Source organism: Clavibacter quasicaliforniensis, assembly GCF_051201715.1.
Classification (GTDB): domain Bacteria; phylum Actinomycetota; class Actinomycetes; order Actinomycetales; family Microbacteriaceae; genus Clavibacter; species Clavibacter seminis.
On the sequence record NZ_CP139624.1, the window covers coordinates 2,625,475 to 2,648,020 of the forward strand.

The window sequence follows — 22,546 nt, forward strand, 5'->3', positions numbered from 1 at the left end:
GCTCCTCGACCCGTCCGAGAGGGGATCCCTCCCGGACGCCGTCAGCACCAGGGGACTCGCGCTCCTCGTCAGCGACACCGTCGCGTGCCGCCGCGTGCAGGAGTTCACCGAAGCAGAACATCCCGTTCATGCACGGCGCCGCACCGCGCCCCATGATCCTGATGCCGATCTCCCGCGCGCCTGCGCGGGCCGGCCTGCGCGGCCCCGCGCGCATCCCCCCTCGAGAAGGACGAACGTGACGATCCCCCCTGCCCGCCGTGCCGCCCCCGCGCGCATCGGCGCCCTCACCGCGGCAGCCGCCGCCGTGGTGCTCTCCGTCGGCATCGGCGCGCCCGCCGCGCACGCCGCCGCCGATCCGGCGCTCCAGCCCGCGCCCACCGCGAGCGACCACCTCATCACCGACGTGCCCGGCCTCGTCAACGGACGCGAGCTCGGCGCGTTCACCGGTCTCGACGGACGCACGGTCGCCGCGAGCCGCCTGATCCGCACGGAGTCGCTCGACAAGATCACCGCCGCCGGCGCCGCGACGCTCGCGACCGCGCACCACGTCGACCTCGTGATCGACCTGCGCACGCCCGGCCAGATCCAGGCGAAGCCCGACGTGCCGATCCCGGGCGCGAAGACCGTCGCCATCTCGATGTTCGGCGCCGACGGCGACTACCCGGACGACACGGTCATGTACCGCGACCTCATCGACAAGGGCCACGTCGACGCGGCGGACCCGGGCGTGATGATCAGCGCGTACCGCAGCATCCTGCGGGCCATCGCGTCGCACACCGGCAACGGCACGATCCTCATCCACTGCTCGCACGGCATGGACCGCACGGGCACCGTCATCGACCTGCTCGACCGGATCCTCGGCGTCGGCAGCGCGGACATCCTCCACGACTACCTGCTCTCGAACACGCAGCTCGGCGTCGACTGGGCCAAGCCCGCGCTCCTCCAGGGCACGTTCGAGGCCGGCATCGCGTCGCGCTACGCGGGGATGGACTCCTACATCCGCACCACGCTCGGCGTCGACGACCAGGAGATCAGCGCACTCCGCGCGCAGCTCCTCGTCTCGGACGACGCGGCAGCGGGCTCCATCACCGTGGGCGGCGTGACCGTGCCGCTCGGAGACGCGGCCGGATCCGCCGGGGCCGTCGTGCCCGTCGGCCTCCCCGCCCTCACGGCCGGCGACGTCCGGGTCACCACCGCGGACGGCGCCGCCACCTCGTCCGTCGCGGTCGACGGCCGCACGGTCACCGTCACGGTCACCGCGGCGGACGGGCGCACGACGCGCACGTACCGGATCACGGCCGGGCTCGCGGCGATCGGGCTGCCGGGCGGATCCACGCCCACCGCGGGCGGCACCGTCGCGTTCCGCGCCGCCGGCCTCACCCCGGGCGCGACGTACCGCGTGGTCCTGCACTCGACGCCGACCGACGTCGGATCCGTCACCGCGGCCTCCGACGGCACCGCGTCGGGCACCGTCACGATCCCCGCGGGCACCGACACCGGCACGCACACGCTGACCCTCGTGGACGCGCAGGGCCGGGCGGTCTCGGATCCCGCCACCATCACCGTGAGCGCGGCGGCCGTCTCCGCCATCACGGCGACCGCGACCGGCGCGCGCCATGCGGGCCCCGCGGTCGCGACCGGCGGCACGTCCGTCGCCGCCGACCCGTGGCCGGGCCTCGCGCTCGCCGCCCTCGGTCTCGCGGGCCTCGCCGCGATCGCGGGCCGCACGGTCGCGCGCCGTCGCGCCGCGATGCGCAGGCCGTGACGACGGCTGGCCAGGCGACCCGGCGGCGGCTCCTCACCGCCGCCGGGGTCGTCGTCGCGTCGGCGGCGGTCGTCGCGGGCGCGCTGGCCGCGGTCGGCGGGTGGCCGGGCGCCTCCGACCTCCCGCGCGACCTCGCGGGCGCCCCGGTGCAGGCCGACGTGCCTGCTCCCGCGGCGAGCGCCGACGCGGCCACGTCCGTCGACTCCGGCCTCGGCCGGTTCCGCGCCCCCTCGGTCGGGCTCGACGTGCCGCTCGGCGCGGTCGACGTGGTCGGCGGCGTCGTGGATCCCCCGGGCTTCTCCTCCGCGTACCGCGTGCGCGACCTCGGCGTCGCGCCCGAGGACGCGGCGAGGGGCACGGTCTTCGTCGTGATGCACTCGGTGCGCGGCGGCGGCACCGGCCCCGGCGACCTGCTCATCGACGACCGGGCGGGCAGCGCGAGCGTCGCTCCCGGCGCGGTGATCGAGGTGGCGGGCGTCGACTACGCCGTGGGATCCAGCCGCGCGGTGCCCAAGGGCGAGCTCCCCGACGACGCCGAGGTCTGGGCGGACACCCCCGGCCGCCTCGTCGTGATCACGTGCCTCCAGCGCCCGGACGGCAGCCCGTCGCGCGACGACATGGTGATCGAGGCCACGCGCGCCTGATCCCGCACGGGAGCGCCCGACGCCCGCCGCCCGATGCGGCCGGGCGCTCCCGGCGTCGATAGCCTCGGGACATGGGGATGGACAGCGCACGGCACGAGGTCACGCGCGCCTGGCACGCCGCCGTCTCCCCCCACCGGCTGCTGCTCGCCGCCAAGACCGCGCTCGCGGTCGGCATCGCCTGGGCCGTCGCGCCCTACGTGCCCGGCGTCGCGAACGAGTACCCCTACTACGCACCGCTCGGCGCGCTCGTGAGCATGTACCCGACGCTCATGGGATCCGCGCGAACCGGCCTCCAGACGCTCCTCGGCCTCGCGGCGGGCATCGTCCTCGCGACCGCCGTGATCCTCACCACCGGCCCCTCGTGGTGGTCGATCCCCGTGATCGTCGGCATCGGCGTGATCCTCTCCGGCTCCGGCTGGTTCGGCGCGGGCCGCGAGTACGTGCCGATGGCGGCGCTGTTCGTGCTGATCATCGGCGGGCAGGACGCCGACACGTACTCGCTCGGCTACCTCGTGCAGATGGCGGTCGGCGTGGTGACGGGCCTCCTCATCAACGTGCTCATCGCGCCGCAGCTGTCGAGCGGGGCCGCGGGGGCGCGGATCAGCGCGTTCCAGCGCGAGGTCGCCCAGCGGCTGCGGGAGGTCGGCGACGCGGTCGAGTCCGAGTCCCCGCCCGCGCACGCCGACTGGATCCGCGCCAGCGAGGACCTCGCCGGCACCGCCCGGGCCGTGCGTGCCGACCTCCGCGAGGCCGACGAGAGCCGCAAGGGCAATCCGCGCGCGCTCGTGAACAAGCGCGACGTGCGCATCGACCACGCCCGGCTGGAGGCGATGGACCAGATCGTGTTCCACGTCCGGGACGTGTCGGCGTCGCTGGCGGACACCATCTGGGAGCAGCGCGGATCCCTCGGCCTCGACCACGGCATCGGCGCGCCCATCCGCGACGCCTGCCACGCGGTCGCGGGCGTCCTCGACCTCGACGACCCGGACTCCCCCGAGCGCCACCGCGCGATGGGCGAGGCCGCCCGACAGGTGCGGCTGCTCGTGGAGGCGGTCGACCGACAGTCGCAGGAGCTCGGACGGGCGATGGGGCCGGGCGTCCTCACGGCGATTCACCTGAAGCGCGTGCTGCGGCACCTCGAGCCGGTCGACGCGGCGGAGTCGCCGGCCCCGTAGCGCGGATCCGCGCGCGGACTAGGCCGACGCCGCAGCAGCCGCCGCGCCCGCCTCGCCGCCGACCGGCAGCGCATCTGCCCGCGCGTCGAATCGCACCGCGACGATGCCCGCCACGATGAGCGCCCCGCCCACGAGCTGCAGCGCCGTGAGCGCCTCGCCGAGCAGCAGCCAGGCCCAGGCGCCGGCCGCCGCGACCTCGAGCAGGCCCGTGAAGGACGCGAGGCGGGATCCGAGCATCGCGCCCGCCGTGATGCCCGCGCCGTACGCGAGCGCCGTCGCGACCACGCCGACCACGAGCATCGGCACCCACCACGGCACGACGCTCCCCAGCATCACGACGTCGGCGACGGATCCCGTGAACGGCAGGATCCCGGTCACGCCTACGAGCGCCAGCAGCACCGCCGCGACGAGCAGCCCCGCGGCCGCGAGCGCCACCGGCGGCAGGCCGTCGGCGCCGCGGGCCGCGATGGCGAAGTAGCCGGCGCAGCCGACCATCGCTCCGACCGCGAAGAGGAGGCCGACGGGATCCAGCGCCCCACCGCCCGACGGCGACACCACGAGCGCGAGCCCGCCCGCCGCCGCGACGGATCCGAGGAGCACCGGCACCGCGGGCCGTCGCCTCGTCATCGCCCACGCCACCGCCACGAGCAGCAGCGGCGCCATGAACTCGATGAGGATCGCCGTGCCGACGGGGATCCGCTCGATGGCCGCGAAGTACATGACCTGCGCGCCCGCGACGCCCACGAGGGCCATGCCGAGCACGCGCCGCCACGCCCGCAGCACGGGCCGGAGGTCGCCGCCGAGCTGCACGAGCGCGACGGGGGCGAGGATCAGCCCGCCGACGAGCGCCCGCAGCGCGACCGCCGCGACCGGGCTCCACCCGGCCTCGAGCAGCGGCTTCACGAACGCGCCCGACAACCCGAATGAGCAGGCGGCGACGATCGCGAGGACGAGTCCGGTGGTCAGGTGGCGTCGATCCATGGTGCGCTCGTCTCGTCAGGGGCCATGCGGCCTACGGTCCTGACGTTAGACTCGTCATGGATAAGGAGTCAACTTGCTTTTCACCCCTGACACGGAGGACGTGCTGACGTTCGACGCCGTGATCCTCAACACGGCCCCGCGCGCCACCCGCTCCGGCGACGACCTGCTCGCGACCCCGGAGCAGCTCGCCGACCTGATGACCCGCAGCGGCTTCTCCGGCCGCTTCGACCGCGACGACCGCGAGCTGCGCGAGGTGCACCGCGCCCGCGCGCGCCTCCGAGAGCTCTGGGGCCTCGACCGCGACGCGATGGTGGATCCCGTCAACGAGCTGCTCGCCCGCCACCACGCGGCACCCCGGCTCGTCCGGCACGACGCCCTCGACTGGCACCTGCACGCGACACCGGAGGACGCGCCGCTCGCCGACCGGATCCTCGTGGAGGCCGCCATGGCCCTCGTCGACGTCGTGCGCTCCGACGCCACCGACCGCCTCCGCGCGTGCGCCGCCGACGACTGCGACGGCGTGCTCGTCGACCTGTCCCGCAACGGCTCGAAGCGGTTCTGCAGCGTGCGCTGCGGCAACCGGATGAACATGGTCGCGTTCCGGGAGCGCCGCGCGGCGGATCCCGTCGGGTAGGCGCGGGCCCGCGCCCGCGTCACCTCGCCTGCAGTGCCGCCTGGTACAGGTCGCGCTTGCCGAGGCCGGTCGCCTCGGCGATGGTGCCGGCCGCGTCCTTGAGTCGAGCGCCGTCGGCGACCAGCTCGAGCACCTGCGTCACACCCGTCGCGAGGTCGACCTCGAGCGCCGCGGCACCCTCGGCCACCACCACGATCTCGCCACGCACGCCCTCGGCGGCCCAGGCGGCGAGCTCGGCGGCGGATCCGCGGCGCACCTCCTCGTACAGCTTCGTGAGCTCGCGGCACACGACGAGCCGGCGGTCGGGTCCCCATTCGGCGACGACGTCCTCGAGCGACGCCTGCAGCCGGTTCGGCGACTCGAAGAAGACCATGGTGCGGCGCTCGCGCACGAGCTCGCGGAGCACGCGGCGCCGGTCGCCGCCCTTCCGCGGCAGGAAGCCCTCGAACGTGAAGCGGTCGGTGGGGAGGCCAGACACGGCGAGCGCGCTGAGCACGGCGCTCGGGCCGGGGATCACCGTGACGCGGACGCCCGCCGCGGCTGCCGCCTCCACCAGGTGGAAGCCGGGGTCGGAGATCGCGGGCATGCCGGCGTCCGACAGCACGAGGACGTCGGTCTCGCGCGCCAGCTCGACGAGGTCGGCCGAGCGCTCCTGCTCGTTGTGGTCGTGCAGCGCGATGAGGCGCGGCCGGTTCTCGACGCCGAGCGCGCCGAGCAGGCGGATGGTGGTGCGGGTGTCCTCGGCGGCGATGACCGTGGCGGATGTCAGCGCCTCCACGAGCCGCCGCGACGCGTCGCCCAGGTTGCCGATGGGGGTCGCGCCGAGGATGATCACCGGTCGATCATCCCATCCGGGCGGCTCTCGTCCTCGACCTCACCTTCGCGCGGGAGGCCGGCCCGGTCGCCGACGTGCGCGGGGTCCTCGACCTCCTCGGCGCCCGGGTCGCCCCAGCCGCGGAGCGCATTCGCCACGCCGACGCCGATCGACAGGAGCCCGAGCGGCACCCCGAACAGCACGAGAGTGGATCCGCGCGAGGTGGTGAGCTCGCCGAGGACGCCCGTGAGGCCCAGCACCGACGTCAGGCAGAGGAAGAGGCCGAGGATCACGTAGCCCCAGGTCTCGCGGCCCCGCGACCGGCTTCGCAGGAACACGATTCAGCGCACCGCGGGTGCGTCGGCGCCCGAGCTCACGCGGGCAGCCACCCCGGGGTCCGCGCCGGCGGGTGCGAGCGCGGAGATGCGACGGGGATCGAAGAGGGGCACGGATCCATGCTGGCACGGCACCGGTGGGTGGCGAGGCCCGTGCTGCCGAGGCCAGCACGACCCCGCGGAATCACCCGCCCCACCGTGCAGCGATTTGACTCCTCCGCGCACCGCGCCCTACGGTCATTGAACGTTCAACGAAATAGCGCGGAGTAACCGAGGGGATGTCGGGACCGCCGATCGCAGGCGGTCCGGCCGGCTCATCAGGCGCATCCCGGCGCGGTCTCGAGCAGCGCGGCCGGTAGCCCGGCGTCCGATCGCGAATCAGCGGGAGGCCTCGGCGCCTCGCTCGCGGACGGCGTCCGTGGACATGAGCCCCTCGACATCGTCGAGCCCTCGACGCTCCCCACCGAAGATCGCCCGATCGCGCACCGCCGGGATCCGCGCGCCGACCACACGCTCCGGCCCCTCGGCCGCACGACGCGATCCCCGCACTTCCATCACCACCACCGAACAGAGGAGAACCCCGCATGCGCACGCTGCTCCACCCCGCCCGCACGTCGCCCGTCCTCCAGGACGCCGCCCTGCTCATCGCCCGTGTGGCGATCGGCTTCATCCTGATGGCGCACGGCCTGCAGAAGTTCCTCGACTACACGCTCGACGGCACCGCCGCCTCCTTCACGACGATGGGCATCCCGGTCCCGGCCGCGGCGGCAGTCTTCGCCGCGACGGTCGAGACCGTCGGCGGGGCGGCGCTGATCCTCGGCCTCCTGACGCCCGTGGTCGCGGCGCTGAACGTCCTCAACCTGCTCGGGGCCCTCGTCATCGTGCACGCCGACAAGGGCGTCTTCGTCGACGGCGGCGGCTACGAGCTCGTGCTCGCCCTGATCGCCGGCCTGGTCGTCCTCGTGCTGCTCGGCGCGGGCCGCTTCAGCGTCGACGGGCTCCTCGGCCGACGCACCCGCGCCGCCTGATCCGACGGGCGGCTACAGCCCCCGCCGCGCCATCCACCGGTACACGAAGATCCCGATGACGCCGAGCACCATGAGGGCGGGCCCGGTGATGAGGAAGATCGAGCCCAGGTCCCCGGTCGCACCGCGGTACGTCGCGACCGCGCCGCCCAGCACCGCGGCCCAGGCCGCCAGGCGCCGCGGGAAGTCGAAGCGCTTCGGGCGTCCCGGAGGGCGCTCGCCCGCGTCATCGCTCATCCGGCCAGGCTAGCCGCCGGCTCCCGACGACGGACGCCGTCCGACGTCACCGCGGCGCGCCCGGCCGCCCCGCCGCCCCGCACGGCGCCCCCGCATCCTGCGTACGCTCGGGACAGCGGCCCCGCGGGCCGACGCTGCCCGGATCGGGCACGACGCACCACCACCCACCCCGAGGAGCACCAGTGGACGACGCCATCGAGACGAACGCGATCCCCGAGCCGGAGCCCACGGAGATCACGTACGACGAGGAGCGCTTCCCGGCCCGCCCCGCCCGGCTCCGCGCCCGCCCGCAGCTGCGCGCCAGCGGGATCCGCCGATCGTCGAACGACCCGCGCGCCGCCGACGCGTCGAACCCCTCCTACGTGGAGTGGCTCCGCCGCCAGTCGATGCTCGGCGACGCCGACGTGCTGAGCCGCGGCCTCTCCGGATCGCCCAGCATGTGGTCGAACCCCTACGCCCGGCCGGACGCGCGCCGGGCCATCGACACGGCGTCGGTCTGGTTCACGGCGTACCCGATCTCGCTCATCACCAAGGAGGGCGAGTCGTACCTCGGCGCGCTCGGCGACCCGCAGCTGTGGGAGATCTTCCAGTCCATCGGCATCGAGGCCGTGCACACCGGACCCGTGAAGCTCGCGGGCGGCATCACCGAGTGGTCGCAGACCGCGAGCGTCGACGGCCACTTCGACCGCATCAGCACCCAGATCGACGCGGCCTTCGGCACGGAGGACGAGTTCCGCCGCCTCACCGAGGTCGCCGACCAGCACGGCGGCAGCGTCATCGACGACATCGTGCCCGGCCACACCGGCAAGGGCGCCGACTTCCGCCTCGCGGAGATGGGCTACAAGGACTTCCCCGGGATCTACCACATGGTCGAGATCCCCGAGGAGGACTGGGGCCTGCTGCCCGATGTGCTCCCCGGCCGCGACGCCGTGAACCTCGACGTGGCCGCCGAGCAGGCGCTCGCCGACCAGGGCTACATCATCGGCCGCCTGCAGCGCGTCATCTTCTACGCGCCCGGCGTCAAGGAGACCAACTGGAGCGCCACCGCGCCCGTGCTCGGCGTCGACGGCCGCACGCGCCGCTGGGTGTACCTGCACTACTTCAAGCAGGGCCAGCCCTCCATCAACTGGCTCGACCCCACGTTCGCCGGCATGCGGATGGTCATCGGCGACGCGCTGCACTCGCTCGGCGACCTCGGCGCGAGCGCGCTGCGCCTCGACGCTAACGGCTTCCTCGGCGTGGAGAAGAGCGTCGAGGGCCCGGCGTGGTCCGAGGGACACCCGCTCTCGGAGGCGGCGAACCACCTCATCGCGAGCATGGTCCGCAAGGTCGGCGGGTTCTCCTTCCAGGAGCTGAACCTCACGATGGAGGACATCCGCGACACCGGCCGCGTCGGCGCCGACCTCTCCTACGACTTCATCAACCGGCCCGCGTACCAGCACGCGCTCGCGACCGGCGACACCGAGTTCCTGCGCCTGACGCTCCGCACCTCGCTCGAGGTCGGCGTCGAGCCCGTGACCCTCGTGCACGCGCTGCAGAACCACGACGAGCTGACCTACGAGCTCGTGCACTGGGCGACCGAGCACTGCGCGGACGTCTTCCCGTTCCGCGGCGACGAGATGACGGGCGCGGACCTCGCGGAGACCATCCGCGGCGACCTCCTCGAGGAGCTCACGGGCGACAGCGCGGACTACAACCACGTGTTCACGACCAACGGCATCGCCTGCACCACGGCGTCGGTCATCGCGGCGGCGCAGGGCTTCACGACGCTCGACGCGATCGGGGACGACGACGTCGCGGGGATCCGCGCCGCGCACCTCCTGCTCGCCAAGTTCAACGCGTGGCAGCCGGGCGTCTTCGCGCTCTCCGCGTGGGACCTCCTCGGCGTGCTGCCGCTGCAGGCGTCGCAGGTGGCCGACCTCATCGAGGGCGGCGACACCCGCTGGGTGCACCGCGGCGGGCACGACCTGCTCGACGCGGCGCCCGAGGCGACCGGATCCGGATCCGGCATGCCGCGCGGTCGCTCGCTGTACGGATCGCTGCCCGCGCAGGTCGACGACCCGCAGTCGTTCGTCTCCGGGCTCCGCAGCGTGCTCGAGGTGCGCGAGCGCTTCGACGTCGCGCTCGGCACGCAGGTCGACGTCCCGGACGTGGGCCACCACGGCATGCTCGTGATGGTGCACCGGCTCGACAACGGCGACCCGGAGGCCGACGCGCGCCTGCAGCTCACGGTGCTGAACTTCACGGGCGAGCCGATCCTCGCGACCGTGCGCTCCGAGGAGCTCCCCGCCCGCCGCGTCGTCCGCGACGCGACCACGGGCGAGGAGGTCGGCACGGTCGACGACCTGTCGAGCTTCCCCGTGCAGCTCGAGCCCTACGCGGGCCTGTTCCTGCTGCTCGACGAGGAGCAGGAGGCCGAGGAGGCCTAGGCCGCCCCGCCCCCGGGCCGCGAGCGCGACGGCAGGCGGATCAGCACCACGCCTCGAGGGCGACGTCGCGGATCCGCCGGTCGCGGATGTCCGCCCACTCGACGGCGATCCGCGGCGCCGCGATCGGGTGCCGCACGAGGTCGACGACCCGGTTCGTGAGGAGCCGCGGCGTCACGCAGCCGGACGCGAGGATCCCCGTCACGGCGACGTCGTCGCCGCGCGTGCGCTCGAGCCCCGCGTGCGTGCGCACCACCCAGGCGTCGAGCGCGCGGAGGTCGGGCCGGATCGCCCCGACGCGCCCGCCGACCACGACCACCAGGTGCCGCAGCTCCGGCAGGTGATCCGGCACCCTCACCGCACGCAGGCACCGGGCGGCGGCGTGGACCCCGCGGATCCCGCCGGCCTGGGCGTCGACGCCCACGACGAGCGCGCGCACAGGACGCGGATCCTCCTCGTCCCGGCCGTCGAGCCCGGCGCGCAGGTCGGCGAGCGCCGGGATGGCGTCGCCCGCGAAGGACATGCGCGGCGTCCGCGCCCGGCTGCCGCCGGCGGACGGGTCGACGAGCGGCGCGCGCATCTCAGTGCCTCCTCCGGCGACGCGGCGGTACGCGGCGCTCCCCCGCGCCGCGGCCGCCTCGGACGAGCCCCGTCCCCACGGGGCGCCCGCTCAGCCGCACGTCGTGCAGGGCGGGCGATCCCCCGCACGGCACGACGACGAGGTCCCCGACCGCCAGGTCGTCGGGCAGCGCGACCGCGGCCGCCCCCGACGTCGGCGCGGCCGCGACGATCCGGGCCAGCGACCGGCCGCCGACCGCCCGGCCGAGGACGCGCGCCTCCGCCCAGCGCGCGTCCACGCCGTCGAGGTGCCCGTCGACGCACACGACGCGCTCCCCGACGCGTCCCGCGAGGACGGCCGTCACCGCCACGACGACGAGCGCGCCGCAGCCGTCCCCGTCGCCGTGGATCCCCGCGGCATCGCCGGAGTGGACGCACGGGGTCCCGCACACCTCCACGAGCCGCCGCATCGAGACCCCGGCGACCACGACGTCGTCGAGCGCGGCGGGCGCGGTCGCGGCCGGTGCATCCACGCGCGGCGGCGCGACCGCCGCGAGGACGCTCATCGCCGCACCCGCGCACGGCGGTCGCGGACGGGACGGACGGGGACGGGAGGCACGCGGCACGGGAAGGGCATGCGCCCAGTCCACCTCCGCGCGGATCCCGACCGCGAGCCCGCTCACGACACCCCTACGGCCGCGGCCGCGAACCTCACGGCGTCCCGACGCGCACCCGGAGCCGCCGAGCGTCCGCGACCCGGGCGCCGGCGCACGTGCGTGCGATGATGAGCCGTGCCCGACTCGCCCTACCGCCCCGCCGAGCACGGGGACGACGGCACGCAGGCGACCGGCACACCGGCTCCCGTGACCGCGGACACCGCCCTCGACCCGGACGCGACGCCGACCCGGGCGTCGCAGCGCGCCGGCGAGCGCGCGGTCACCGCCCACGGATCCCGCCTCGACGAGCTCTGGGCGCGCCTCGTCTCCACCCCCGCCCGCCGCCGCGCCTGGCACTGGGGCGGCCCGATCGCCATCACGCTGCTCGCGGCGATCCTCCGGATCCAGAGCCTCGGCCACCCGGCCACGCTCGTGTTCGACGAGACCTTCTACGTGAAGGACGCGTGGACCCTCCTCCACCTCGGCTACGAGGGGTCGTGGCCGACCGATCCGAATCCCGACTTCATCGCCGGGCAGACCGACGGGTACCTGCAGGCGCCCGCGTTCGTGGCGCATCCACCGCTCGGCAAGTGGATCATCGCGCTCGGCCTCGCCGTGTTCGGCGCCGCGGATCCTGTCGGCTGGCGCATCGCGACGGCCGTCGTCGGCACGCTCGCGGTCGTCCTGCTCATGCTCATCGCCCGCCGCCTCACGGGTTCGGCGGTCGTCGCGACGATGGCCGGGTTCCTCTTCGCGATCGACGGCCACGCCATCGTGATGAGCCGCATCGCGCTGCTCGACACGCACGTCATGTTCTTCGGCCTGCTGGGCTTCGGGGCGATCCTCCTCGACCGCACCTGGCACGAGCGCCGGTTCGAGCGGCTGCTCGCCCTCCGCCGCGAAGCACGCCCGAGCGACGCGCGGCCGCTGGAGTTCGGACCCGTCATCCTCTGGCGTCCGTGGCTCATCGCGGCGGGCCTCGCGTTCGGAGCGACCTCCTCCGTCAAGTGGTCAGGCATCTTCTTCCTCGCGGGCTTCGGCCTCTACGTGGTGCTCACCGACATGCTGCTGCGCCGCCGGCACGGGCTCGCCGCGTGGTTCACGGCGGGCGCCGCGGTCCAGGGTCCCGTCTCCTTCCTCCTCCTCGTCCCACCTGCGATCGCCGCGTTCCTCGCCTCGTACGCGGGCTGGTTCGCGACCTCGAACGGGTACTTCCGGAACTGGGCGGCCGAGGGCGCGAACGCCTGGCAGGGCGGGCTCGCGTGGGTGCCCCTGTCGATCCAGAGCCTGTGGCACTACCTCGCGCAGCAGTACGCGTTCAATGTGGGCCTCGACGTCACGCACCCGTACCGCGCGGATCCGCGCCTCTGGCTGCTCCTCTACCGGCCGACGCAGTTCTACTACGAGGGCTACGGCTACGGGGAGTCGGGCTGCACGATCGACGCGTGCTCGGCGTCCATCACCTCGATCGCGAACCCCATCATCTGGTGGCTGTCCGTCGCCGCGATGCTGTACCTCGTCTACCGGCTCGCCGCCCGCCGCGAGTGGCGCGTGGGCCTCGTGCTCATGGGCATGGTCGTCGGGTACCTGCCGTGGCTGCTCTACGTGAACCGCACGGTCTTCCAGTTCTACTCGATCGCCTTCGAGCCGTACCTCATCCTGTGCCTGGCGATGGTGCTGGGGATGATCCTTGGCGACCGCCGCGATCCCCGGCCGAGGCGCACGCGCGGGATCGTGATCGTCGGCGTGATCCTCGTGGTCTGCGCCCTCGTCAGCGCGTTCTTCTACCCGCTGTGGACCGGGCAGCTCGTGCCCACGTGGTTCTGGCGGCTGCACGCGTGGATCCCCTCGGGCTGGATCTGATGCCCGCCACCGCCACGCGCCTCCACCCCGCGCTCCCCGGCCTCGGCGCCGCGGCGGCGGCCGCGCTCGTCGCGTGGGCCGTGCACGCGCTCGTCCCGGCGATCCCGCTGCTCACGGTCGCGGTCGCCCTCGGCATCGTCGCCGCGCAGATCCCCGCGGCCCGGCCCGCGCTCACCGGCCCGCTCAAGCCCGGCCTCACGCTCGCGTCGAAGCGGCTGATGCGGATCGGCGTCGTCCTCCTCGGCCTGCAGCTCGGCCTCTCCGACATCGTCGGCCTCGGCTGGCGCGCGGTGCTGCTCGTCGTCGCGGTCGTGGTCCTCGCGTTCGCGGGCACCTACGCGATCGCCCGGGCGCTGCGCATGCCGGGCCAGCAGCCGCTCCTCCTCGCGACCGGGTTCTCGATCTGCGGCGCGAGCGCGATCGGCGCGATGGCCGGCGTCACTCGCGCGAAGCCCGCCGACCAGGGCGCGCCCGTCGCGCTCGTCACGCTCTGCGGCACGCTCGCGATCGCCGTGCTGCCGCCGCTCGCGGGCCCGCTCGGACTAGACGACGTCGCGTTCGGCCACTGGGTGGGTGCCGGCGTGCACGACGTGGGGCAGGTCGTCGCGACCGCGCAGATCGCGGGATCCGCCGCCCTCACCATCGCGATCGCCGTGAAGCTCACGCGCGTGCTGCTGCTCGCGCCCGTGGTCGCCGTCGCGGGGGTCGTGATGCGTCGCCGCGAGGGCCGTGTCGAGGGCGCCGCGCGTCCGCCGATCGTGCCGCTGTTCGTGCTCGGCTTCCTCGCCGCCGTGCTGGTGCGCACCTTCGTGCCGCTGCCCGTCGGCGTGCTCGACGCGGCGCAGGTGGCGCAGACCGCGCTCCTGGCGATCGCGCTCGTGGCGCTCGGATCCGCGGTGCGCCTCCGCGAGCTCGTGGGCCAGGGCGGATCCGCGCTCGCCGCCGGCCTCCTCTCGTGGGCGCTCATCGCGGGCCTCGCGCTCGCGGCCGTGCGCCTCTCCTGATCCGCAGGCCGCCGATGCCGCCGTCCGCATGTCGCCGCATTACGGCGCGGCCGGGGAACCGTCGGGAGCGCGGGCTAGCGTCATCCCCATGGTCGATCGCGAGTACGGGTTCAAGACGAGGGCGATCCACGCGGGCAACATCCCCGACGCCACCACGGGTGCGCGCGCCCTCCCCATCTACCAGTCGAGCGCGTTCGTCTTCGACGACACCGCCGACGCCGCCGCGCGCTTCGCGCTGCAGAAGTACGGCAACGTCTACTCGCGCCTGTCGAACCCCACGGTCGCCGCGTTCGAGGAGCGCGTCGCGAGCCTCGAGGGCGGGCTCGGCGCGGTCGCGACGTCGAGCGGGCTGAGCGCGCAGTACATCACCTTCGCCTCGCTCGCGGGCGCCGGCGACCACATCGTCGCCTCCGCCAACCTCTACGGCGGATCCATCACCCAGCTCGACGTGACCCTCCGCCGCTTCGGCGTCGAGACCACCTTCGTGCAGTCGAGCGATCCGGCCGACTACGCCGCCGCGATCACGGACCGCACCAAGCTGGTCTTCGCGGAGACGGTCGCGAACCCGTCGGGCGAGATCGCCGACATCGAGGGGCTCGCCGCCGTCGCTCACGCGGCGGGCGTGCCGCTCGTCATCGACTCCACCATCGCGACCCCGTACCTCAACCGGCCCATCGAGTGGGGCGCCGACATCGTGATCCACTCGGCCACCAAGTTCCTCGGCGGGCACGGCACCACGCTCGGCGGCGTCGTCGTCGAGTCCGGCCTCTTCGACTGGGAGAGCGCGCGCTTCCCGCTGCTGGATCAGCCCGTGCCGAGCTACGGAGGCCTCAACTGGACCGGCAACTTCGGCGAGTACGCGTTCCTCACGCGGCTCCGCGCCGAGCAGCTCCGCGACATCGGGCCCGTGCTCGCGCCGCACTCCGCGTTCCTCCTCGCGCAGGGCGTCGAGACCCTCCCGTACCGGATGCAGGCGCACATCGACAACGCGCGGGCCGTCGCCGAGTGGCTCGATCAGGATCCGCGCATCACCGCCGTCAACTGGGCCGGCCTCCCCGCGCACCCGCACCACGAGCGGGCGCGCAAGTACCTGCCGACGGGACCCGGATCCGTGTTCACGTTCGAGGTCGCGGGCGGCCGCGCGGTGGGCCAGCGCTTCATCGAGTCGGTGGAGCTCGCGAGCCACCTCGCGAACATCGGCGACGCCAAGACGCTCGTCATCCACCCGGCGTCCACGACCCACGCGCAGCTGAGCGAGGCGCAGCTGGTGGACGCGGGCGTGCTGCCCGGGATCGTCCGCATCAGCGTCGGCATCGAGGACGTCGCCGACATCATCCACGACCTGGACCAGGCGCTGACCGCCGCCACGGAGGGAGCGAAGTGAGCTTCGATACCGGCGGTGTCCCGCCCGAGCAGACCGGATCCGCGCCCCATCCGGCGGCCGACGCCGCGGACCTCGAGCCCCTCGACCCGGCCGAGGAGGCCGCCGACCGCGCAGCCGGCGATGCCGCCGGGGCGCACGCGGACGATGCGGAAGGATCCACGCCCGTCGAGCCGGTCACCGACCCCGACGCCGACGGCACCCAGACCACCCAGCTCCAGAACGGCCTCACCTGCGCGATCCCCCGCTCCAGCCCGCTCGCCGCGCTCCTCCGCTCCGAGCGCACGTGGACCGGCCCGAGCGCGAAGGAGCGCCAGGCGATCCTCCGCCGCGCGAAGTCCGTCGCCATCGTCGGCGCCTCGCCGAACCCGGCCCGGTCCAGCTACTTCGTCGGCACGTACCTCCAGCAGTCGAGCGACTACCGCGTGTACTTCGTGAACCCGAACGCCACCGAGATCCTGGGGCAGGAGGCCTACCCGGACCTCGCGTCGCTGCCCGAGGTGCCCGACATCGTCGACGTCTTCCGGAAGGCGAGCGACATCCCGTCCGTCGTGGACGACGTGGCCGCGATCGGCGCGCGCGTCATCTGGGTGCAGCTCGGCATCTGGAACGAGGAGGCGGCGGTCGACGCGGAGGCGCGCGGCCTCACGGTCGTGATGGACCGGTGCATCAAGGTCGAGCACGCGCGCTTCCACGGCGGCTTGCACCTGCTCGGCTTCGACACCGGCGTCATCAGCTCGCGGAAGGCCGCGGTCTAGCGGAGACGCCCGCCCGCATCACCAGCCGAGCGTGCCCGGCGCGCCCTTGAAGGGGCCGACCACGCGCGGCGTGATCCAGCCGCCGTAGAAGTCGCCCTCCTGGGCCTCGACCGTGACGCCGTCGACCGTGATGCGATCCATCCGAGACGGGTACACGGCGACCTTGTCGGCGAGCACCTCGAAGCCGCGCGTGGGCGACGGGTACCACCAGGCGGCGCGGTCGGCCGTGACGCCGCCGGCCGTGAGCGAGAGGTACGACGCCTCCCCCTTGTACTCGCACCACGACCGGCCGGCCGCGGACGAGAGGACTCCCGCGGCGAAGTCGGCGGAGGGCAGGTAGTAGACGGGCGGGTGGCTGGTCTCGAGCACCCGCACCGCGGATCGGCTGTCGGCGACGACGCGTCCGCCGAGCTCGATCACGATGCGCTCGGACGACGGATCCACGCGCGGCGGTCGCGGGTAGTCCCACACCGACTCCTGCCCCTCGCCGGGGATCTCGCGGGGACGTCGGGCGGGTGGGATGCGCATGCGCCGACGGTACCGCGGGCTCCTGAGCGCCCCGGATCCCCCGACGGGACGGGCCTCGCGCCCCCGTCCGGTAAAGACGTATCCACTAAACGTTTTTGCACGAATGGTCCTCCGGGTGCTTGACTGGGACTCGTCCACCCGCATTCGGGTGTCACACAGCAAGAGATCTTCGAGGAGTAACGCACATGGGCATCATCGGTTTTCTGGTTCTGGGTCTGATCGCCGGAGCGCTCGCCAAGCTGATCCTCCCGGGCAAGCAGGGTGGCGGAATCATCGTCACGCTGATCCTGGGCGTCGTCGGGGCCTTCCTCGGCGGCTTCATCGGCAGCGCTCTCTTCAACAAGCCGGTCGACGGCTTCGACCTCGGCTCGCTCGCGCTCGCCATCGTCGGCGCGATCATCGTCCTGCTGGTCTACGGCGCGATCGTGGGCCGCAAGAAGGCCTAGTCCTTCCTGCTCCGCGGAGCCCCCGCCGCCTGATCCGGACCGGATCGGCGGCGGGGGCTCTCGTCATGTCGGGATCCTGATCCGGGCGGGTCGCGCGGCGGGGTCTGCCTACGATGACCGCATGCCCGACGCCGTCGCCCCGCCCTCCTCCTCACCCTCCCGCTCCCGCACGGCCGCCGTCCTCGTCGCCGTCGCGCTCCCGCCGCTGGCCCTCGCCGCCGCGGGCCTGTCGCACCCGAGCTCGCTGACCGACGACACCGCGATGCACTGGCGCGACCTGCACATCGCGCTCCTCCCCGTCTTCCCGCTGCTCGCCATCGCGCCGATCCTCGTCACGCGCCGCCACGACCGCCGCCTCGGGATCCTCGCGATCGTCCTCGGCTTCGCGTACGCCGTCTGCTACCAGGCGCTCGACATCCTCGCGGGCATCGCGGCCGGCGCCCTCAAGCTCGAGGGCGGGCAGGGCGTGACCACCATGTACGCGCTCGCGGACGGGATCGTCGTCACCGGCGTGTGGTCGTACGTCGCGGTCACCGTGCTCGCGAGCGCGCTCGTGATCCGGCACGCGGGGCTGCGGGCGCTGCCGGGAGCGGCGATCGCCGTGGTCGCGGCCGTGTCGTTCGTCGACAGCCACATCTTCTTCCCGCGCGGCGTGATCACCATGCTCGGCCTCGCCATCGGCTGGACCTGGCTGGCGCTCGCCTCGCGCGGGCCCGCCCGCCGGCCGTCCGGCGCATCCGCCGGTCCCGCGAGCGCCCCCGCGGCGGACCGCGCGGAGGCGGCGGCATAGTCTGACGGGATGACAGCGTACGTCTCGGCACTCGACCTCTTCTCCATCGGGATCGGGCCGTCGAGCTCGCACACCGTCGGACCCATGCGCGCGGCCCTGCTCTTCGCCCGGGAGTGCGAGGCGTCGCCGCGGTTCACGGAGATCGCGCGCGTCACCGTGCGGCTCTTCGGCTCGCTCGGCGCCACCGGCCTCGGCCACGGCACGCCCGACGCGGTCGTCGCGGGGCTGGCCGGCCTCGCGCCCGAGACGTGCGACCCGGACGAGGTGCGCGGCCGCTGGTCCGGGCTCGGCGAGGGCGTCGACGTGCCGCTCGCGGGGATCCACCCGGTGCGGATGGTGGGCCGCGACCTCACGTTCGAGCCGTTCACGCGCCTCCCCCGCCACCCCAACGCGATGCACCTCGCGGCCCTCGACGCCGACGGCGGCACGGTGCTCGAGAGCACGTGGTTCTCGGTCGGCGGCGGCTTCGTGCTGCGCGAGGACCAGGCGCCCTCGGCCGTGCTGCCCACCGGACTGCCGCACTCGTTCTCCAACGCCGACGAGCTGATCGAGCTGGCCGAGACCACCGGGCGCTCCATCGCCGACGTCGCGCGCGACACCGAGGAGTCGATCCACGGATCCCGCCGCGCGGTCGCCGGGCTCGACGCGATCTGGGACGCCATGGCCGCGTGCGTGACCGCGGGCCTCGGCGGCCAGGGCACGCTGCCGGGCGGGCTCAACGTGCGACGCCGGGCGGCGCGCGTCGCGTCGCAGCTCGCGACCATCGACGCCGAGAGCGCGCGCGACACCTCGCACGAGTGGCTGCACGCGTTCGCGCTCGCGGTCAACGAGGAGAACGCGTCCGGTGGGCGCGTGGTCACGGCGCCCACGAACGGCGCGGCCGGCATCATCCCCGCGGTCGGCTCCTACTACCTGCGGTTCGTGCCCGGCGCCGACCGCGACGGGATCCGCGACTTCCTGCTCACCGCCACCGCGATCGGCTCGCTCGTGAAGGCCAACGCGTCCATCTCGGGCGCGGAGGCCGGCTGCCAGGGCGAGGTCGGCACGGCGTGCGCGATGGCTGCCGGCGCCCTGTGCGCGGTGCTCGGCGGATCCCCGCGGCAGGTCGAGAACGCCGCCGAGATCGCGATGGAGCACCACCTCGGCCTCACGTGCGATCCCGTGGGCGGGCTCGTGCAGATCCCGTGCATCGAGCGCAACGCCATCGCCGCGTCGACCGCCGTGAACGCCGCCCGCATGGCGCTGCACGGCGACGGCACGCACCTCGTCTCGCTCGACACCGTGATCGAGACCATGCGCCAGACGGGCCTCGACATGTCCACCAAGTACAAGGAGACGTCCACCGGGGGCCTCGCGGTCAACGTCATCGAGTGCTGAGCGCCCCGGCGGCGGCCGGCCGTGTCAGGCTGGGCGCATGGGTGTCCCCGCGCTGCTGCTCGCCGTCGCGGCGCTGCTGGTCCTCGGCACCACGCAGCTCGCGGCCTGGGGGCTCCTCAAGCGCAACGGCTGGATAGGGATCCGCACGCGCCCCCTCATGGCCAGCGACGAGGCCTGGCGGGCCGGGCACGTGGCCGCCCTCCCCGCGCTCCGCAGCACGTGCCTGCCCGTCGCGATCGGCGGCGTCATCGGCGGGATCGCGGCCGGTGCCGGGATGAACAGCGTCGCGAGCTGGGGCGGGCTGCTGCTGGTCGGCGGGATCGTCTGGAGCACGTTCCGCGCGGGGCAGGCGGCCAAGCGGGTCGCCCGCCGGCAGGAGGCCGAGCGGCAGGACGCCGAGCGGTACGGGCCGCCGCGGACCCGGCGCGACTAGCGCGGCGCGGCCGCCGCACGCAGCGCGTCGCCCACGGTCGCCAGGCGCTCTCGGCCGATGAGGCCGAGGTGGTACACGTACGTGTCGTCGAGCCCGCGCACCGCGTCGGGCCAGCCGGCACGGATGCTCGCGGGGCTCGCCGGCGGCAGCGCCCAGAGGTAGCCGCCGATGGGGGTGCCGGGCAGCCGCTCGCGGAGCCCGCGCATGGCCTCGGGGTCGTGGGCCACGGCGTCGAGCACCACGACGCCGTCCACCTCGTCGAGGTCGTCGAGGAGCGCGGCGAACGGACCGGTGGCCCAGGGATCCGCCTGGGCGTGCACCACGACGCGCTGCACGCCGGCCGCGCGCGCCACCCCGACGCACGCGTCGAGGAGCTGCCGCCTGGCCCGGCCGCGCACACGGAGGACGGCGTCGAGGCCGTCGAGCCCCGCGGATGCGTCGACGCGGGCGCGCACCTCGGCCCGGAGCGCGTCCGGATCCGCGCCCTCCTCCGCCAGCAGCGCGACGCACACCGTGCAGAAGCAGATCGAGAGCAGCGCCTCCTGGGCGGCCGACCAGTCCGCGCCCGCGGTCTTCTCGTGGTGGCCGAGGTGGCCGAGGCCCATGGGGCCGCACGCCTCGAGCATCACGCCGTCGAGGTCCACCGCCGCGGCCGTCTCGGCGACGAGGGCGGCCGCGTACTCCCGCACCTCGGGCCGCGCGGGGCAGAGCGCGTAGGGGTACGCCTCGCCGAACGCGTTGACGACGCAGCTGTCCGGGTTGCGCGTGCCGACCGACGTCGAGTGCGTGAGCACGATCCACGCCTCGACGCGCAGGCCCGCGGCTCGCGCGACCGCGGCGGCGCGCGCGAACGCGTCCGGGCCGACCCAGGGAGTGTCGTCGTCGGGCCGGAGCTCGCCCCACGCCCCGTCGCGCACGGGCAGGTAGAGCGCGGCGGAGCGCGCGTCGACGATGCGGTGCCGCGGATGCAGCGGCGTCGCGGCCCGCACGGAGTGGTAGGCCGCGGCAATGGCCACGCCGTCGGCGCCCGCCGCATGCACCCGCGCCACGGCGTCCGGGTCGTCGATCAGGTCCCACGGGTAGGCGCAGAAGGAGACGCTCACCGCACGCCCGCCGACCGCAGCGTCTGGGCGAGCCGATCCGCGTGCGCGCCGATGATGCGGGCCACGCGCTCCGCCTCCTTCGGCGTCGCGCGGTCGATCGGCATGGAGCAGCTGATGGCGTCGGTCGCGGGGATCCGGTAGCCCACGCTCACCGCCACGCAGCTGACGCCGGCCAGGTTCTCCTCGCGCTCGTGCGCGTAGCCGCGCTCGTGCGCCTGGTCGAGCTGCGCGTCGAGCGCCGCGGGGTCGGTCACGGTCTGGGGCGTGAGGGCGGCGAGCGGGCCGGATCCGAGCGCCTCGCGCCGCTCCTCGGCGCTGAGCTCCGCGAGCAGGGCCTTGCCGAGCGAGGTCGCGTGCGCGGGCAGCTGGCGGCCGACCCGCGAGGTCGCCCGCCGGGACTCGGTCGTCTCGCGCGTGGCCAGGTAGAGCACCCGGTCGCCCTCGCGGCGCGCGTAGTGCGCGGTGTACCCGGTCTCGTCGCGGATCCGCTCGAGCGCGGCGAGCGCGTGCGGCAGGGCCCTGTCGCGGTCGAGGTAGGCGGTGCCGACGACGAGCGCGCGGGATCCGATGGAGACGTGCGTGCCGTCCTGCAGCATCTCGATCCAGCCGCTCGCCGCCATGGTGTGCAGCAGCTGGTGCAGGCTCGAGCGCGGGTAGCCGGACGCGCGGTGGAGCTCCACCACGGAGACGGGCTCGGACGACGCGGCGAGCCGCTCCAGCAGGGCGAGCGTGCGCTCCGCCGACTTGACCGGCCGGGCGCCGCGCTCGGCGGCCTGCTCCTCGGTCACCATGCGTCTCCCAGTGCGTGCTCCGGGGCGGCCCACTCGCCGCCGATGAGGCCGTTCCCGTCGGCGTCGTCCACGTCGTCGATGCCGCCCGCGAAGGCCTCCGCGTCGTCCTCAGGGTAGTAGCCGATCCGCTCGCCGGCGTCGGGCCGGAACCACGCGCGGGTGTTGCGCGAGACGCCCCAGACGACGTGGTGGCCGGGCTCCTCGAGCGCGGCGACGGCCTCGATGAGCCGCGCGAGGTCGGGGAAGGAGAGCCAGGTGGAGAGCGAGCGGCGACCGTTCGGCCGGTCGAGCAGCGTGCCGATGCGCGCGCTCACGACGCTCATCGCGTGGCGGTCGGCGTACACGGATCCGAGCGCCTCCATGGCCGCCTTCGTCACGCCGTAGAGGCTGTCCGGCCGGGGCGGCAGGTGGTCCACGGGCTCCGCGGGCGCGGGGTGGAAGCCGACGGCGTGCGTGGAGCTCGCCAGGAGCACGCGGCGGACGCCCTCCTCGCGCGCGGAGTCGAGCACGGTCCGCGTGCCGTCGACGTTCGCCGCGAGGACGTCCTCCCACGGCCGCTCCCGGCTGATGCCCCCGAGGTGCACCACGACGTCCGCGTCGCGCACGGCCTCGCGCATCGCGGCGACGTCGCGCACCGAGGCGATGGTCGCGCGCTCCCCGTCGACCGGATCCGGATCCACCAGGTCGAGGAGCACGAGCTCGTGGCCCGCCGCCCGCAGCAGGGGTCGGACGCCCCGCCCGGCCATGCCGGCCGCTCCCGTGATCACGATGCGCGTCGAGGTCGTCATGCCTTCTCCCCAGGGTCGGGCCGCGGCGATTGAC

At 74.5% G+C, this 22,546-nt stretch carries 24 protein-coding genes; 14 read left to right on the forward strand and 10 right to left on the reverse strand.

Going from position 1 to position 22,546, the window contains the following annotated elements:
* Positions 1 to 235: 235 nt before the first annotated feature.
* From NL142_RS12490 to NL142_RS12500, 3 genes are all read left to right on the forward strand, one after another.
* Positions 236 to 1,765, forward strand: a complete 1,530-nt coding sequence (locus tag NL142_RS12490; RefSeq protein WP_435079949.1) for a tyrosine-protein phosphatase — start codon at positions 236 to 238, stop codon at positions 1,763 to 1,765.
* Entirely contained in the window at positions 1,762 to 2,409 is a 648-nt protein-coding gene (locus NL142_RS12495) for a sortase family protein (RefSeq protein WP_435079951.1), read from the forward strand. Before NL142_RS12490 ends, NL142_RS12495 begins: the two co-directional genes overlap by 4 nt.
* Before the next feature lie 71 nt (positions 2,410 to 2,480).
* A complete protein-coding gene (locus tag NL142_RS12500; RefSeq protein WP_435079953.1) occupies positions 2,481 to 3,584 on the forward strand; it encodes an FUSC family protein in 1,104 nt (367 codons plus the stop codon).
* 18 nt (positions 3,585 to 3,602) lie between these two features.
* Here the strand turns inward: NL142_RS12500 and NL142_RS12505 are convergent, their stop codons facing one another.
* Complete coding sequence (locus NL142_RS12505) at positions 3,603 to 4,565, reverse strand: EamA family transporter (RefSeq protein WP_435079955.1); 963 nt, start codon at positions 4,563 to 4,565, stop codon at positions 3,603 to 3,605.
* Positions 4,566 to 4,638: 73 nt separating this feature from the next.
* On the opposite strand from NL142_RS12505, the gene NL142_RS12510 reads away from it, so the two are divergent.
* The gene (locus tag NL142_RS12510) at positions 4,639 to 5,199 is read left to right on the forward strand and encodes a CGNR zinc finger domain-containing protein (RefSeq protein ID WP_194684915.1); all 561 of its coding nucleotides are present in this window, start codon (positions 4,639 to 4,641) and stop codon (positions 5,197 to 5,199) included.
* 19 nt (positions 5,200 to 5,218) lie between these two features.
* Here NL142_RS12510 and rsmI read toward each other — a convergent pair whose 3' ends face one another.
* Both rsmI and NL142_RS12520 read right to left on the reverse strand, forming a co-directional pair.
* Positions 5,219 to 6,034 (reverse strand): 16S rRNA (cytidine(1402)-2'-O)-methyltransferase, encoded by an 816-nt coding sequence (gene rsmI / locus NL142_RS12515; RefSeq protein WP_158207218.1) that lies wholly within the window; start codon positions 6,032 to 6,034, stop codon positions 5,219 to 5,221.
* Positions 6,031 to 6,351 (reverse strand): hypothetical protein, encoded by a 321-nt coding sequence (locus NL142_RS12520; RefSeq protein WP_194684916.1) that lies wholly within the window; start codon positions 6,349 to 6,351, stop codon positions 6,031 to 6,033. Before NL142_RS12520 ends, rsmI begins: the two co-directional genes overlap by 4 nt.
* A 581-nt stretch (positions 6,352 to 6,932) precedes the next feature.
* Here NL142_RS12520 and NL142_RS12525 point away from each other — a divergent pair.
* Positions 6,933 to 7,376, forward strand: a complete 444-nt coding sequence (locus NL142_RS12525) for a DoxX family protein (RefSeq protein ID WP_435079958.1) — start codon at positions 6,933 to 6,935, stop codon at positions 7,374 to 7,376.
* Between the two features lie 12 nt (positions 7,377 to 7,388).
* Here the strand turns inward: NL142_RS12525 and NL142_RS12530 are convergent, their stop codons facing one another.
* Positions 7,389 to 7,610: a hypothetical protein gene (locus NL142_RS12530; RefSeq protein ID WP_220015696.1), complete on the reverse strand. Its 222-nt coding sequence runs from the start codon at positions 7,608 to 7,610 to the stop codon at positions 7,389 to 7,391.
* A 182-nt stretch (positions 7,611 to 7,792) separates the two neighbouring features.
* Between NL142_RS12530 and treS the strand changes: the two genes are divergently transcribed.
* Positions 7,793 to 10,039 (forward strand): maltose alpha-D-glucosyltransferase, encoded by a 2,247-nt coding sequence (gene treS / locus NL142_RS12535; RefSeq protein WP_435079961.1) that lies wholly within the window; start codon positions 7,793 to 7,795, stop codon positions 10,037 to 10,039.
* Positions 10,040 to 10,079: 40 nt separating this feature from the next.
* Here the strand turns inward: treS and NL142_RS12540 are convergent, their stop codons facing one another.
* Together NL142_RS12540 and NL142_RS12545 are read right to left on the reverse strand one after the other, a co-directional pair.
* Complete coding sequence (locus NL142_RS12540; protein WP_194684920.1) at positions 10,080 to 10,616, reverse strand: hypothetical protein; 537 nt, start codon at positions 10,614 to 10,616, stop codon at positions 10,080 to 10,082.
* 1 nt (position 10,617) lies between these two features.
* Positions 10,618 to 11,160 (reverse strand): hypothetical protein, encoded by a 543-nt coding sequence (locus tag NL142_RS12545; RefSeq protein WP_435079963.1) that lies wholly within the window; start codon positions 11,158 to 11,160, stop codon positions 10,618 to 10,620.
* A 225-nt stretch (positions 11,161 to 11,385) separates the two neighbouring features.
* Between NL142_RS12545 and NL142_RS12550 the strand changes: the two genes are divergently transcribed.
* The 4 genes from NL142_RS12550 to NL142_RS12565 all read left to right on the forward strand — a co-directional run bounded on the left by NL142_RS12550 (position 11,386) and on the right by NL142_RS12565 (position 16,256).
* Positions 11,386 to 13,113, forward strand: coding sequence for a dolichyl-phosphate-mannose--protein mannosyltransferase (locus NL142_RS12550; protein WP_435079965.1), 1,728 nt, complete (start codon positions 11,386 to 11,388; stop codon positions 13,111 to 13,113).
* Positions 13,113 to 14,117, forward strand: coding sequence for a YeiH family protein (locus NL142_RS12555; RefSeq protein ID WP_435079967.1), 1,005 nt, complete (start codon positions 13,113 to 13,115; stop codon positions 14,115 to 14,117). Before NL142_RS12550 ends, NL142_RS12555 begins: the two co-directional genes overlap by 1 nt.
* A gap of 88 nt (positions 14,118 to 14,205) precedes the next feature.
* Complete coding sequence (locus tag NL142_RS12560; protein WP_435079969.1) at positions 14,206 to 15,501, forward strand: O-acetylhomoserine aminocarboxypropyltransferase/cysteine synthase family protein; 1,296 nt, start codon at positions 14,206 to 14,208, stop codon at positions 15,499 to 15,501.
* Positions 15,502 to 15,737: 236 nt separating this feature from the next.
* Positions 15,738 to 16,256, forward strand: coding sequence for a CoA-binding protein (locus NL142_RS12565; RefSeq protein ID WP_435081600.1), 519 nt, complete (start codon positions 15,738 to 15,740; stop codon positions 16,254 to 16,256).
* A gap of 18 nt (positions 16,257 to 16,274) precedes the next feature.
* Here NL142_RS12565 and NL142_RS12570 read toward each other — a convergent pair whose 3' ends face one another.
* Positions 16,275 to 16,784 (reverse strand): DUF427 domain-containing protein, encoded by a 510-nt coding sequence (locus NL142_RS12570; protein WP_043583380.1) that lies wholly within the window; start codon positions 16,782 to 16,784, stop codon positions 16,275 to 16,277.
* Positions 16,785 to 16,969: 185 nt separating this feature from the next.
* Between NL142_RS12570 and NL142_RS12575 the strand changes: the two genes are divergently transcribed.
* The 4 genes from NL142_RS12575 (at position 16,970) to NL142_RS12590 (ending at position 19,830) form a co-directional block, all read left to right on the forward strand.
* A complete protein-coding gene (locus NL142_RS12575) occupies positions 16,970 to 17,230 on the forward strand; it encodes a GlsB/YeaQ/YmgE family stress response membrane protein (RefSeq protein WP_043583378.1) in 261 nt (86 codons plus the stop codon).
* Positions 17,231 to 17,351: 121 nt separating this feature from the next.
* Entirely contained in the window at positions 17,352 to 18,020 is a 669-nt protein-coding gene (locus NL142_RS12580) for a hypothetical protein (RefSeq protein WP_435079972.1), read from the forward strand.
* A 9-nt stretch (positions 18,021 to 18,029) separates the two neighbouring features.
* Positions 18,030 to 19,397 (forward strand): L-serine ammonia-lyase, encoded by a 1,368-nt coding sequence (locus tag NL142_RS12585; RefSeq protein ID WP_435079974.1) that lies wholly within the window; start codon positions 18,030 to 18,032, stop codon positions 19,395 to 19,397.
* A 37-nt stretch (positions 19,398 to 19,434) separates the two neighbouring features.
* Complete coding sequence (locus NL142_RS12590) at positions 19,435 to 19,830, forward strand: SdpI family protein (RefSeq protein ID WP_043583372.1); 396 nt, start codon at positions 19,435 to 19,437, stop codon at positions 19,828 to 19,830.
* Here the strand turns inward: NL142_RS12590 and NL142_RS12595 are convergent.
* Genes NL142_RS12595 through NL142_RS12605 form a run of 3 tightly spaced genes read right to left on the reverse strand, consistent with a single transcriptional unit; the run spans position 19,827 to position 22,512 of the window.
* The gene (locus NL142_RS12595; RefSeq protein ID WP_435079976.1) at positions 19,827 to 20,933 is read right to left on the reverse strand and encodes a hypothetical protein; all 1,107 of its coding nucleotides are present in this window, start codon (positions 20,931 to 20,933) and stop codon (positions 19,827 to 19,829) included. The genes NL142_RS12590 and NL142_RS12595 overlap by 4 nt on opposite strands.
* The gene (locus NL142_RS12600; RefSeq protein ID WP_435079978.1) at positions 20,930 to 21,724 is read right to left on the reverse strand and encodes an IclR family transcriptional regulator; all 795 of its coding nucleotides are present in this window, start codon (positions 21,722 to 21,724) and stop codon (positions 20,930 to 20,932) included. The genes NL142_RS12595 and NL142_RS12600 overlap by 4 nt, the downstream gene beginning before the upstream one ends.
* Complete coding sequence (locus NL142_RS12605) at positions 21,718 to 22,512, reverse strand: NAD-dependent epimerase/dehydratase family protein (RefSeq protein WP_435079980.1); 795 nt, start codon at positions 22,510 to 22,512, stop codon at positions 21,718 to 21,720. Before NL142_RS12605 ends, NL142_RS12600 begins: the two co-directional genes overlap by 7 nt.
* Positions 22,513 to 22,546 lie beyond the last annotated feature (34 nt).